12 protein-coding genes are annotated in these 13,092 nt (G+C 35.4%); all 12 read right to left on the reverse strand.

Features of this window, described 5'->3' with window-relative positions:
• Positions 1 to 10 precede the first annotated feature (10 nt).
• The 12 genes from NXS10_RS03530 to cps2T all read right to left on the reverse strand — a co-directional run bounded on the left by NXS10_RS03530 (position 11) and on the right by cps2T (position 12,981).
• On the reverse strand, positions 11 to 790 hold the full coding sequence (locus tag NXS10_RS03530) for a glycosyltransferase family 2 protein (protein ID WP_373317985.1): 780 nt from the start codon (positions 788 to 790) through the stop codon (positions 11 to 13).
• Positions 783 to 1,136 (reverse strand): DUF2304 domain-containing protein, encoded by a 354-nt coding sequence (locus NXS10_RS03535; RefSeq protein WP_259137740.1) that lies wholly within the window; start codon positions 1,134 to 1,136, stop codon positions 783 to 785. Before NXS10_RS03535 ends, NXS10_RS03530 begins: the two co-directional genes overlap by 8 nt.
• Positions 1,136 to 1,858 carry a glycosyltransferase family 2 protein gene (locus NXS10_RS03540; RefSeq protein ID WP_259137742.1) on the reverse strand — a complete coding sequence of 241 codons (723 nt, stop codon included), beginning with the start codon at positions 1,856 to 1,858 and terminating at the stop codon, positions 1,136 to 1,138. Before NXS10_RS03540 ends, NXS10_RS03535 begins: the two co-directional genes overlap by 1 nt.
• A gap of 5 nt (positions 1,859 to 1,863) precedes the next feature.
• Positions 1,864 to 3,123 (reverse strand): lipopolysaccharide biosynthesis protein, encoded by a 1,260-nt coding sequence (locus NXS10_RS03545; RefSeq protein ID WP_259137744.1) that lies wholly within the window; start codon positions 3,121 to 3,123, stop codon positions 1,864 to 1,866.
• Between the two features lie 172 nt (positions 3,124 to 3,295).
• Positions 3,296 to 4,078, reverse strand: coding sequence for a glycosyltransferase family 2 protein (locus NXS10_RS03550; protein WP_259137746.1), 783 nt, complete (start codon positions 4,076 to 4,078; stop codon positions 3,296 to 3,298).
• 54 nt (positions 4,079 to 4,132) lie between these two features.
• Positions 4,133 to 5,644 carry a DUF2142 domain-containing protein gene (locus tag NXS10_RS03555; RefSeq protein WP_259137749.1) on the reverse strand — a complete coding sequence of 504 codons (1,512 nt, stop codon included), beginning with the start codon at positions 5,642 to 5,644 and terminating at the stop codon, positions 4,133 to 4,135.
• A gap of 66 nt (positions 5,645 to 5,710) precedes the next feature.
• A complete protein-coding gene (locus NXS10_RS03560) occupies positions 5,711 to 7,465 on the reverse strand; it encodes a rhamnan synthesis F family protein (protein WP_259137751.1) in 1,755 nt (584 codons plus the stop codon).
• Positions 7,462 to 8,874 carry a glycosyltransferase family 2 protein gene (locus NXS10_RS03565; RefSeq protein ID WP_259137753.1) on the reverse strand — a complete coding sequence of 471 codons (1,413 nt, stop codon included), beginning with the start codon at positions 8,872 to 8,874 and terminating at the stop codon, positions 7,462 to 7,464. The genes NXS10_RS03560 and NXS10_RS03565 overlap by 4 nt, the downstream gene beginning before the upstream one ends.
• A 2-nt stretch (positions 8,875 to 8,876) precedes the next feature.
• A complete protein-coding gene (locus NXS10_RS03570; RefSeq protein WP_259137755.1) occupies positions 8,877 to 10,100 on the reverse strand; it encodes an ABC transporter ATP-binding protein in 1,224 nt (407 codons plus the stop codon).
• 1 nt (position 10,101) lies between these two features.
• On the reverse strand, positions 10,102 to 10,905 hold the full coding sequence (locus tag NXS10_RS03575; RefSeq protein ID WP_259137758.1) for an ABC transporter permease: 804 nt from the start codon (positions 10,903 to 10,905) through the stop codon (positions 10,102 to 10,104).
• Positions 10,905 to 11,837 carry a glycosyltransferase family 2 protein gene (locus NXS10_RS03580; protein ID WP_259137760.1) on the reverse strand — a complete coding sequence of 311 codons (933 nt, stop codon included), beginning with the start codon at positions 11,835 to 11,837 and terminating at the stop codon, positions 10,905 to 10,907. Before NXS10_RS03580 ends, NXS10_RS03575 begins: the two co-directional genes overlap by 1 nt.
• Positions 11,827 to 12,981 (reverse strand): beta 1-4 rhamnosyltransferase Cps2T, encoded by a 1,155-nt coding sequence (gene cps2T / locus NXS10_RS03585; RefSeq protein WP_259137762.1) that lies wholly within the window; start codon positions 12,979 to 12,981, stop codon positions 11,827 to 11,829. Before cps2T ends, NXS10_RS03580 begins: the two co-directional genes overlap by 11 nt.
• Positions 12,982 to 13,092: the final 111 nt, after the last annotated feature.

The raw sequence follows: 13,092 nt of genomic DNA on the forward strand, positions 1-13,092 counted from the left end.
AAAAAATTCTCTATTTAGTATCGATAGTATTTGATTGCTGACTTTTTTCATAATAATTACTAATCCATTTTGCGATGGGCTTTGGCCAAAATTGTTCATACATGAACAAATCTTCTTTTGTGCGGGTATTATCCTTTATAGTGTTGCTCGTTTCTGACTCCTCATGGATACGGTGAAACATCAACTGTTCTGGTATATAGTCAAACCGCCCTTTTCTTTTAGCAATCTCCGACCAAGCAAACCAGTCAATGGAAACCTTCATTGTGGAATCAAATTGAAAGTCTGATAATTTTTCAAGATTATAAGTCACAGCAGGGCAAGAGATAGGATTTCCAAAAGATAGCACACGCCTACGCCACCACTTCCAAGACGGAAAAACTGCCAAAGTTCCTAACATAAGACGCTTAATTTTAAGGTTGGTATTTACCGTGACTTTTTGCTTATTTTTAAATTCATAGTAATCACTGTAAGCAATCAAGGTGTTTGAAGACATTTTTGCCATGATTTTTTGCGCATAATCCGATTCATAATAATCATCCTGATGAGCAATTGTCACATAAGGTGTCTTAACAAAGGACAGGGCTGCATTCCAATCTTTACCAATTGATCCCCCTGTTGCTGTGTAGTAAGGGAGGTGATAGTGTTCGCATAACTCTTGAATATAGCTACTTGGTGTCGAAGTATAGAGCAAGATCTCTGATGAATAGGTCTGTTGTTTGAGAGATACGATACACTCGCTTAGATAGGGACTATCTCCATAAGCGCAAATAACAAAACTATGATTAGTCACGTTTATCACCATCCTCTGCAACATCCTTTTTGACCATAGACACTTCTTGAATAAGGTCTTTAATCTCCTCTTTCTGCTTTGACATCTGAATGGTTTGTAAAAAGAGCAAGACCATAAGTACAATAACCGCTAAAAACAAAATAAAATTAGAAGTTAACTGAAAGCCCAATAGATTGCCAAACCATTCAGGAATAGACGGAAATAAAGCGCAAAATACCATTAAAAATCCAAGAAGCAACCACATAGCAGCTTGTTCAAATAAAATCTTGTTTTTATTGATACCTCGAATAACAAAATATAAAAATAACAAACTCGTCACTAAAATGACAAGAGAAAATATAGACATTACTCACTCTCCTTCATAAATACTGACACAACAATGGATAAGCAAACTTCTAACATATAGCGAATAGACTTAAAAGGGGTAATCGAAGATTGACCTCCTAATCGATCATGCATATTTGCTGGACATTCCATCACTCGTTTTTTCCGCTTTAGGACGTGCACCGTTGACTCTGGCTCTGGATATTTTCTTGGATAGCGCTTAACGAATTGAGCAATAATCTCTTTATTAGCCAGACGATAACCTGATGTGGTATCATAGATTTTTTGTCCCGTCACAAGCTTCATCATAAAAGAGATAACATTGATACCAAAGCGTCGCATAAAGGTCGTTTGAAACTCTGAACGAATATCTCCGACAAAACGTGAGCCAATCACAAGATCTGCTCTACCTTCTTTAAGCGGTTCTAAAAGACTCGGTAGAGAAGCAATATCATGCTGCCCATCTCCATCAAACTGAACCGCCACATCATATCCATATCTAGCAGCGTATTTATAGCCTGTCTGAACAGCCCCACCAATACCCAAATTAGCAATCAGATGAATCGCATTGAGACGATGAGCATCTAAAATCTCCCTTGTACTATCTGTGGAGCCATCATTGATAACGATGTAGTCCAAAGTAAAATCAAGTTGCTCACTCTCGCTAAAAGTTAGAATTGACTGGACTGTCTTTAAAATACTCTCTTCCTCATTATATGCAGGAATGATTACTAATACTCTCATCTTTATTATCCCTCATTTAATAGTTTCTTTGTCAGTAGAAAGACACCTATACTAAGCACCAAAAAAGCAATCATGGAAATCATAAAACTATAAGCAGCTCCAAGCATTCCGAAATTTGTAATTAACGGTGTTGAAATTGTCTTTGATAAAATAAAGGTCAACACATAGACAATCACAAAATTCACTTGCTTTCTAAAGATAGTCATCATATTACCAATAACTGAAGCTAACACATTCAAAATCCCTCCAACGAGTAAAATCACAAACTCCCATTTATACTGCGTCAAAGGAACACCGTACAAAAGCCCAAGCACTTCTGTTCCTAATACATAACCTGCTATCACTACAAACAGACCAAAACCCAGCAAAATCAGAATGAGCTTCAAAAACGAGCTATAAAATTGATGGTAGTCCTTATCTAGCCATACCCTTGACAAGTCAGTAATTAGAGGACGTAAAATCATCAAAAGCAAAGACATAATAAATGTAGGCATAAAAAGAATGTTAAAATCTCTCTGAAGACCTGCTTGCAGTTGCCCAGATGATAGTAAACTATCAATTACCAATTTAGGTTCATTGAAGATATAGTTAATCAAAAAACCACTCAAAAATAAGGGAAAGCAAGTAAGCAAAACAGACCAAATTTTCTTGATTTGTAAATGCTGTCGCCATACTATAGTATGGCTAAAATAACGTGATATATATCTAAAATCTAGCAAAAAGGTCAGCAAGACATTTAAGCTAAAAATACCTAGGCAAGCTATCAAAAGTGATCCTGTTGTTAGCAAGAAAAGATAGAAGCTGATCATAATAACTATACTTCTGAAAAAAAGAATTTTCCCAGCTAAGTCTGAGCGCTCATGTTGTTGGAAAAATCCCTGAAAAACATCTGAAAAAGCATCTATCGCACGACTCATAACCAAGACAAGAAAAATCAAGGTCTTTTCAGCAGTATAGTGACTAATCGCTGCAAAAACAAAGGTCGTTCCAATCATCAGTAAAATTGTCACAATCCTAGTTTCCAAATACACTTGAAAATCAAACTTTTCACGCACGTCAGTTGCTTGATAATCTCGTACCTGAAACAAGCCTATGACAAACAACTGTTGTCCCAAAGAGTAAATAATCCCAAATAAATCTGAAGAACTCGGAGATAAAAGCCTTGCAGAAAATAGCAAAAGGACTGTTGAAATTAAGGAAGACGAAATCGAACCAATCATATTCCAAATATAGTTGCGTTTTTCATCTGTAGCATTATATGTCATAAATTAGCCTTTACAGTAAAATAAAGCGAAAAGGGGAAGCAAGTGCCATTTTGCTAAGCCTTCAAAAATGAATATCGCAAGTTTATTTTTAAAACTCTCCTCACTTACCCTCTTATCAAAAGAACTCATGGTTGATACTAAATTATTCTCAGATAACCATTGTGTAATGCGACTATATTCTTTCAAAAAGACATCTTTTGAAGAATATCTTCCTGAATAAAGAAGGTAATATATATATCTTTTTATACAAAAACTTGTATAAGTCTGTCTCATTCACCTTTTCATGAATTGATTTTAAGATATAAAGAATATCTATCTCTTCTTTAATGCCTTTATGGTCAACACTTGTTATACTTAAAGGATTTAAATAATAATTATAGCCGACATATGAAATAGTTTTAACTTTTGTTGTTTTAGAGAGAGCAACGCTATTAAAATATAAATCTTCCATCGTGTAATCAATAAAATGCAAGCAATTATCAATCAAAAAATCACGTCTAAATAGCCTGCCCCAAGGAGTCATTAACATATATTTAGACCATTCTGTATTTCCTAGGACTGTCTCTGATAACACTTTTTCATCATCTACTCGACGAAAACCTGCTATCACTATATCTAAGTTTTCTAAAGAGATTGCTGTGTAAAGTTGTCTCAAATAATCTGAGTCAACATAATCATCACTATCAATAAATGTGATGTAAGTTCCTTTAGCTTGTTTTATGCCCTTATTTCTAGTCTTGGCTGCTCCTTCATTCGTTTTATCGACTACCTTAACTCTTTCGTCTATTCTAGCATAATGATTCAAAATACTAAGAGAATCATCTGTTGAACCATCATTTAACAAGAGCAACTCAAAGTCTGTAAAATCTTGCTCTAAAATAGAGTCAATACACTTTGCAATATACTTTTGTGCATTGTAAACAGGGATAACAATGGAAATAACAGGTTTTTTCATAACATCACCTTTCTGTAACATTCTTTTTTACGTAAAGATCTATCGAGTGTTGCATTAAAGCACATGAGGTACCTGAGTGTAAATGGCTACTGCAATCGTCAAAATCGTTAGATAGGCGATACTATATTGCATGAAACGGACAAATCTTTGGTCATCTTCTGCGATAAGGTCTGATTGTGATAAAAAGAGCTTTTGAGATGGTTCTGCTACCAACAGTGGTAAACTAGCTACCATAAAGTAATAGTAACGAGTTTGTACACCATTGACCAGTATATCTCCCATGTGATAAACACGAGGATCGCCTGCTATCGCATAAATAATTAAAAAACTGATGATAGCAAAAATTGTCCAAACCATTATTTTTGTTGAGCGTTTTAATGTTAGCCTGATACGCACAGAAACTCCCAATAGCAATAGCAAAAATAGCAGGTAACTAAAACTATTTAAAAAGTCCGAGTTCGCAATTGTATAGTGGAGTGCATTTGAAAAAGCACTGAGACTACCTATCATGGTGTTAACGAAAGTTCTTAAAAGAGGAAACGGATGTCTCATAAAATAGAAAAGAGATGGTCTCGTTCCTATATCCGAAACCAGTACACTGACTCCTGTCAAACGGGTTAATATACTATCATGAACGTAATAAACAAGAGAAACAAAGACGATTAAGAGACCAAAATAGAAAGAAAGTAGACGTTCCTTTGTTGAATAATAATAGCGTTTAGGTAATATGGATATCAAGAAAGCTGATAAAATAAATGGAAATTTGGCAAAAGCGAAAGGTAGCGTGGTGAGCTGAAAAGCAATCATTTCTTTTTTACCAATTGGCTCATCTCTAGCAAGCAAGTTTGTCCACAAAGCGAGCAGTATCAGCGAGAAGCCATAGTAAATCGTATCATAATGAAAACCTGCACAAGTATATAAAACCGCTGGAAAGGTCGAAACGAGGTAAAGTAATTCTCTATAATACTTACTAATTTTTAAGGCAAAGTAAACCAATAAAGCATAGAATAGAATATTGAAAATACGTCCTAAATAGTAAGAGACGAAGATTTTTCGTGAAAACAGTTTTCCTACATTCCAACCAATAGCGCTTGGAATATAGGAAGGATTGATGATTTTGATGATAGCACCACTAAATTTACTCTCTTTATGCTTAACATTCAACCAATAATCTTGATTTGTATAGGTAGATGGACTACGTAAAATATCGTGATGTTCTACAGCCTTATAATCTGGTAAACTTTCCTTTTCATATTGAAATATCCCTCCATCTGCAAGCCGAATGACATTGATTAAATGCGTTTCTTCGTCCAATCCAAATTGAACAGGCTTTGCAAATGAGATGACTGTGCCAAAGAGGATAATCGTCACCAGAGCATTACGAATCATTTTTTTTGAGTTCTTCAAATCCGTTAACAAAAAATAAAGGATAACAGCTACGATTAGAAGAACAAATAAAGGATTATAATGAAATTGTGCAGGTAGAGGCAATAATAGCTGAGCACTAGCAATAAGAGCTAACCCTATCACTATCGGCCAAAATTTAATGTAGACATTTTTTTTCATTCTATAGATATTTCCTATTTTTTATTTTTTCAATTAGATACTAAAATAATCATAAAAACTCTTTTTCTATTCTTCTGCTTTCATTTTACTCAGTAAACGCATGAAGATGTATTTTATCGCTCTGGCTGGACCTATCACGATATACTTGGCAGCACCTCTTATGCCACCCAAATGATCAAAGTTCACGTAAGTATGTGGTAATAAATCTGAACGCTGGTTCAAGCTTTTGTTATCTATGAAAGCCGTTAAATGATTAGGATTTTCCACAATTCTAAAATCATAATGCCTATCCCAAGCAATATAAACCAATAAACGCTCAATCGCATGGAGAATAGAGTTTTGAGGAAGAGGTTCTTCCGGAATGTCTTCTTCTGCCAAACCAAGTTCAAATAAAGGCTTTAAGGAATCATACCTAAACCAGACATAGGTTCCATATGACATAACAAAGGTGTGAAAAGTATTGAAATCTATTGATTTTGAAAGATTCATTTGCTCCCACAAATCATTCATCAGCGGTGCAATCGTATTTTCATTGTGAGCATCTACGATTTTATTATACCTAAAAAAAGTGGGAATATCTGCAATCACTAAGCCTAAATCGGAATTTTTACTAAAAGATTTTAGAATTGCATTCGCTGGTTTGACAAGCATCTCTATTAACTCTTTACGCCAAGACTCTCCTGCCCAAAAATCAGCTTCTTTAGACTTTTTCGTGTGAAAATGACCAATATAATCGTAGCGTTCAAGTTTATCTTTCAATTTTAACATCGGTAGCACATCCCGCCCAATATTTCCTGTCACTGTAATTTCCGCAGACAGGTTAAACTCTTTTAGAATGGCGTTAATCGTATCAACTTTATCATTATGATCTGTCGTGATAAACAAGTCATAAGAAAAATCAAAATAGCTGAAATTTTCGAGAAACTCTGCTAACAAATCCACATAGAAAACATGTAAATGCACAGCGACTTTTTGATGAACAACCCCATCTGAGATAGGCTTTAGATACTTTCTACCCAATAGGTATCTAAAGTCAGGATAATTGATATCTGACATATGAGATACAATCAAATCTATAGGATAAGCACTATCACGCTCAATAGTATCTAAAATATAAGGTGCTATATGCTGATTGGCATCTATAGTCTTGATTTTAATAAAGGGCACCTTGTTCTTGAGGATAGCTGTCGGATTATAGTAGGAAAAGTCGGGATGTAACATCCCCGTGTCATCTGCATTGATTGTATTAAAAACTGTTTGGTAGTTAAATCCTGCGTCTGTTAGAGTTGTTGTGACCTGTGATTCATAGTTTTCAATCACATCTTGAACATCTGTATAGTCCTGCACATTCTGCCAAAAGTTTCGGAAAATAGCCGATGAAAACACTTTTTTAGAAAAAGAAAGGTAATAACTTTGCACATGTTCTTTAAATTGACTATTTAATCGAAAATTAGTCATTCCCCAAAAATCAATATTTTTATCGGTTTCAAAACGTTGATAGTAAGGTTTTAAATCCCACAAGGGACCAAAGCAAGTATCGTTCATCAAAGTCAAAGAATCGTACTGACGCATCGCTTTATCACCAACAAAGGCCATTCCATCACGCCAAGCCGCAAAATCAAAGCCATGATTTTCACGTTGGATAAAATCATCAATCACACCAAGCTGTTGCAGTTTTTTGCGTTCTTTATCTGACAACATGCTATTTGAAATAAAAACAACTCTCGAAAATAATGGTTTTATATGTTCCAGTTGATACTCCACATGGGGGCTTAATAAATTGAATTTATTAAAGTGGACATACAACAATAAACGCTTCATTTTCTCCTCCTAAAAAAGTTAATCATTTTTGTTGAAATCGTCCAACGGCGTGAATGTACGACAGCATTGTAACGTTGTATCATTTTTTCCAAGTCTCTTTGTTTGGCTTCCAACTCTAGATTTAACCGATTTATCAGTTGCAAATGTGTTAAATCATTATCAGCTTCTTTCTGAGTGATATAATTAACCAAATATCGAAGAGCTTCACTGCTGGTTGTTATCATTTGATAATGAAGATTAACCGTTCTATGATACTCACCAGGAAGCTCATAAATAATCTGTGGATCATTTTCTGTAAACAAATAATGACGTTCAATATAAACACCGTTTGTAAAGGCTGGTATTACTTCCAAGTCTTCCTCACCAGTACTCAATGTAACAACACTATAATAGCTTGAGCGTTCTGATAAATCGACTCGAATCTTCTGACAACCTTCTGGCAACTCTATTATCAAATTATCTTTCAAAAGGAGAGGAAAAGTTTGGATATTTTTTTGGCTAAATTGACCATCTCCATCTGCAAAATAAATCGTAACTTTTTCATTTAGTAATTTAGCTTGAGGTTGCGATTGTTGTGACAAAAGGAGTTCATAGGCGTTATTGCGTTCCAGTAAAATATCAATAATCTTATTTCTATCACTATCTGGATACTTCCTTACATACTTTTTTTGCGTTTCAAGCAACTTATAAAATCTTTTTTGCGTTTTCTTAAAATCACTTGGTCTCGAATCAGAACCCTCATTTATCCGATAAGCCGTCGTAGATATGGGTAGATAAGATAACACTGTCCGCTTGAACAACTCCAACTGAATATCAAAAGTATCATCTGCTGTATCATCCGCAATAATATCATTAACCTCTAATATTAAATTACGGTCAATCAACCAAGTTGATGGGGCTGTAAAACCACGTGTAGCGAGCATCTCTTCAAAGCTATGCGTCTTTGGGAGATATTGGCTTTCAAAAACCGAAGAAACCTTTATTTTACCATGCTCATCGACATAATCAATATCCGTTCCAGACCACTTAGCACCTATTTTTTCCATGTATTGAACTTGTTTTTCAAGCTTTTCAGCATTAAACCAATAATCATCACCATCACAACGTGCAATATAGGTGCTATGTACATCTGCTACTTTACAACCTATTCGCCATGTTGCAATAATTCCCAGATTTTTTTCATTATAATAAGCTTTGATGAGTTCTGGAAAACGCTCAGCATAGTCACGAATAATACTAGCGGAGTTATCCGTTGAGGCATCATCTATCAGAATGATTTCATAGTCAAATGTTGTTTTTTGTGTTAAAAAACTATCAATCGTCTGTCTCAACCACTTTGCTTTGTTATAGACAGTGCAAACAATTGAAACTTTGATACACCGTTTTTCAGTTTCATGTATTACTGACATCCTTACCCCTCGATTAGCCATTGTCCATTCCTATGCAACAGCCCAGCTGCAGAGTCAATTGCTGAAAAGTCATCTCGTGCAATATCTGTTCGATTGACAATAATAAGTGGCTGCATTTCTGAATCAGCATATGCCAACATTTCACGCTCTTTTCCTAAAATTGTCACCTGCAGTTGTAATTTAATATCATTAATATCTATCAATTGACACGTATAAGTAAATTTCTTATGTCCTTTTGTTGTCGTTGGTGTATCATATGCATTGTCATTATAAATCCAAATATTTCTATCAATATCTGTCATACAAAAAACAGGATAAGTGGTTATATCTTTTACAACGTCATATGAAATCTCAAACTGAACAGTATCTTCTTGTTGTATCTTCATTGGTGATAGAAGTTTCACTCTCAAGTTGTTCACCAATGTTTCTTTATTTGATTCTGACTTTACACCATCAGCTACATTTTCCTCTTTGACATAAACTACAGCATTGTCTACACTGTACTGATTTGCTACATCATCTGGATTTCCCAAGGCTTTTACAAAACCATCTTCAATGAGGACAGCTTGATTACAGTATTTTTTAACAGCACTCATATCATGTGTTACAAGGATTGTAGTTTTGCCACTTTTCTTGCGTTCCATAAAATAATCATTACACTTACGCTGAAAAGCTTCGTCACCCACAGCAAGCACTTCATCTAAAATCAAGACGTCTCCTTGAGCCTTGATGGCTACAGAAAAGGCTAAACGCACTTGCATACCACTCGAATAATTTTTGAGCTTTTGGTTCATAAAGTCTCCAAGTTCAGCGAATTCGACAATATCATCATACATAGTGTCTACTTCTTCTTTTGAAAAACCAAGAAGTGCACCGTTCATATAAACATTTTCACGTCCTGTCAATTCAGGATTAAAACCAACACCAAGCTCAATAAAAGAAACTAATTTACCATCTACAGTTACACTCCCTTTTTCGGGAACATAAATTTGTGAGATAATTTTCAATAGCGTTGATTTCCCAGAACCGTTACGTCCGACAATCCCAAAGAAATCACCTTCTTTGACCTCAAAAGAAATATCTTTTAAAACATGCTGTTCTCTATAACCTTTGATTCCTCGAAAACGGTTCACCATAGCTGTCCGCAAACTGTGAGTACTCTCGGTTGGTAATTTAAAAAATTTGCTGACATGTTCTACCTTGACGACTGTTTTTGATTGATTCATTTTACAGCACCTCCGCAAATTTCTTAGAATATTTGTTAAAAACGAACACACCAATCACAAAAACAACAAAAGGGATAAGATAAGGAATAGCCACAATGGCTTTATTATTAATCAATTGCCAAACCGTGACATTTGCCTTATCAAGGAGAAAATAGCGGGCATCTTGGATAATTTGAGCTACAGGATTAAGTAGCATAACCTTAGCTGCAATCAAGCTACGATCAGATACATAGGTGATGGGATAAATAATGGGTGTTGCATAAAGTCCAGCTTGCATGAATACTTCCCAAATTTGAGATAAATCACGAAAACGCACAAAAACTGTTGATAAAATCAGAGCAATCCCTGTTGAAAGAAGAAAAAGCTCAACTGCTAACGGAATAGTTACCACGGTTGCCCATGAAAACTGTACACCATTAAACAGAGCAAAAAGTAACACCACAATAAGGTTAATTCCAAAGTTAATTGCTGCTCCACAGATAGATGAGACAACGATGATTTCTTTTGAAAAGTTGAGTTTACGCAATAAATCTCCACGAGAAACAATAGACACCATCCCCATGTTCGTTGCTTCTGAGAAAAATCCCCATATAACATTAGCAAGCAATAAAGCCACAGCAAAATGTGGTACATCGCCACCTAAACGTAAGAAATGGATGAAGACAACGTACATGATAGCAAAGAGCAACAAAGGCTTCAAAATAGACCAAAGATAACCAACGACACTTCCTTGATAACGCAATTTAAAGTCAGTCTTTACCATTTCTCTTAAAAGAATGCGGTTTTCTTTACCGAAAAAATTCATCAGTTTCTCCTATAACCAAATTTTGTGATAATCAATGTTCTAAAAATAAAGGTGTGAAACCAGCGATTTTTAGCTAGCTTGTATGATTTCAAGGACGAGAGACGTTTCATGAGTGGCGCTTCTGTTATTCCAACAAAAGCGTCTACCAAGTCTCTATCACTAGAAGTAAGCTCAAAATTCCTCAACAAGCTTGCTTGCTTTTGACTAGAAGTGATAAGATACCAGTATTTTGCAACTAATGCTTGCGGTTGTAACCAATTTTTAATACGCTTATCCCACGTTCTAGCCCCAAGTACATTATTGCCATGCTGGCGGTAAAGTTCACCTGGTTTATCAATATAAATAAGTTGCCCCAAAGCCGCAGCTAACAATGCCAAGTACCAATCATGCATAATCACATTATCTGTTCTTGTCCACAGACTAGCTAGACTATGGTTAATACCCGACACACCACCTGTTACCGTATTTTCTGTCATTTCTTGGTAAAGTTTAGTATTAGCATGATGTGATTGTGTTTTCACCATACTCCTATGAAGCACATTGAGCTTAGCATCTACAACCATCAAATCCATATAAACCATGATAGGCTGATGACTATCATGCTCAGCAAAAGCAGCTAGTTGCACCTCTAACTTATCCTCTAGCCAAACATCATCTTGGTCGCTAAAAAAATAATAATCTGCCTCTTCAAACTTAACCAAGCGATAAAAAGACTCTATAACACCACAATTTTGAAAATCTTCTTCATTAATGAAAAAGATGCGATCATCTTTTTGAGTATAAACTTTGATGATGGAACGTGTTCTATCCGTTGACCCGTCATCTCGGATAAGAAGCTTCCAATCTTTAAAGGTCTGACGACGAATGCTTTCAATCTGATCTGCTAAAAAAGGCTCACCATTGTAGGTTGACATCAAGATATTAACTCTCATGCAAAAACAAATCCTCGTACTCTCCTACAATTTTTTCCCAAGTGTAATTATTGATGATAATCTCTTTAGCACGATTACTATAATCTACCTGATTAGGCATTCGTTCAGCTTTTGTTATTAGCTCCGCTAAATCACCAGTTTGTTTTTCCCAGTAAAGACTACTATCTTTTGCTACCGAACGGTTAAAATCTACACCAAGGACAAGATTTAATTTCGTCTGACTGAGCGCTTCAAGTAAGCCAGGATTGGTACCTCCAACCTCATGACCATGGATATAGGCAAAGGCATACTCTCGGATATAAGTCAGTAATTCACGATTATAGACAGTACCGACAAACTTAATACGCTTGTCTTTGTCAAAACCAGTTTTTCGACGTAACTCTTCAAAATAAGCATTCCCTTCATGATTACAAATGATAAGTAAATCACGCTTAGTTTTAGTCGTCATAAACTCACGAATAATAGTCTCGTAGTTATTTTCAGGAACAAAACGCCCAACGACAAGATAATAATTATCCTCAGAGATAGCCCATCTTTGAAAAAAAGTGCGCACCTCATCAGAATCTTTTGTCAGATAAGAAGGAGAAACATTTGTACCATAAGCAATAAAGGTCGTTTTAGCATTGGGATAAGAACTCTTGATATAACTTTCAATACCTCTATTATCTGCAACAATCAAATCCGCTTTTTGAGCCATTTTTTTCTCAGCATATTTCAAATAAGCTTGTATAGAGTGTGACCACTTAGAACGTCTCCACTCAAGTCCATCAGGATTGACCAAAACCTTTCCGCCACATTTGTGAATCCTTGAGATAAAAGGAACAATAAAAGCTCCTATGGTATTACCTAAAATATAAAAAACAGGCTCTTTAATCGCATTTTTCTTAATAAATGCAAGAGCATAGTTGATTGCCATCATATCGTATAAAATGACGCGAGCAGAACCAAGATTAGGTACCTTAATCCTAAAACAATCAGCTCCTTTATAATCATAATGAGTGCCGTGTTGCTCTTGGCTAAGACAGGCTACATGGTATTTGATGTACCGATTTTTTTGATGCGTCACCAACTCTGAAACAAATGTTTCAAATCCACCATAACTAGCAGGTAGACCACGACTGCCAATGATGAAAACATGCTGCAAAGCGCACTCCTCCAAACCTATAATGATCAGCTCCATTATATCATAAATACTAGCAGATAGCGACTTTAAAGATAGATTTTAGGCTTTTTCAAAAAGAAAAACCTGAATAAA

The sequence above is a fragment of the Streptococcus sciuri genome, assembly GCF_024814375.1.
In the GTDB taxonomy this organism is placed as follows: Bacteria; Bacillota; Bacilli; order Lactobacillales; family Streptococcaceae; genus Streptococcus; species Streptococcus sciuri.

What these genes read in the sequence shown, in the direction of transcription:
- NXS10_RS03535 (WP_259137740.1), bottom strand. Translation starts at nt 1,136, where the DNA reads ATGTCTATATTTTCTCTTGTCATTTTAGTGACGAGTTTGTTATTTTTA.
- NXS10_RS03540 (WP_259137742.1), bottom strand. Translation starts at nt 1,858, where the DNA reads ATGAGAGTATTAGTAATCATTCCTGCATATAATGAGGAAGAGAGTATT.
- NXS10_RS03545 (WP_259137744.1), bottom strand. Translation starts at nt 3,123, where the DNA reads ATGACATATAATGCTACAGATGAAAAACGCAACTATATTTGGAATATG.
- NXS10_RS03550 (WP_259137746.1), bottom strand. Translation starts at nt 4,078, where the DNA reads ATGAAAAAACCTGTTATTTCCATTGTTATCCCTGTTTACAATGCACAA.
- NXS10_RS03555 (WP_259137749.1), bottom strand. Translation starts at nt 5,644, where the DNA reads ATGAAAAAAAATGTCTACATTAAATTTTGGCCGATAGTGATAGGGTTA.
- NXS10_RS03560 (WP_259137751.1), bottom strand. Translation starts at nt 7,465, where the DNA reads ATGAAGCGTTTATTGTTGTATGTCCACTTTAATAAATTCAATTTATTA.
- NXS10_RS03565 (WP_259137753.1), bottom strand. Translation starts at nt 8,874, where the DNA reads ATGTCAGTAATACATGAAACTGAAAAACGGTGTATCAAAGTTTCAATT.
- NXS10_RS03570 (WP_259137755.1), bottom strand. Translation starts at nt 10,100, where the DNA reads ATGAATCAATCAAAAACAGTCGTCAAGGTAGAACATGTCAGCAAATTT.
- NXS10_RS03575 (WP_259137758.1), bottom strand. Translation starts at nt 10,905, where the DNA reads ATGAATTTTTTCGGTAAAGAAAACCGCATTCTTTTAAGAGAAATGGTA.
- NXS10_RS03580 (WP_259137760.1), bottom strand. Translation starts at nt 11,837, where the DNA reads ATGAGAGTTAATATCTTGATGTCAACCTACAATGGTGAGCCTTTTTTA.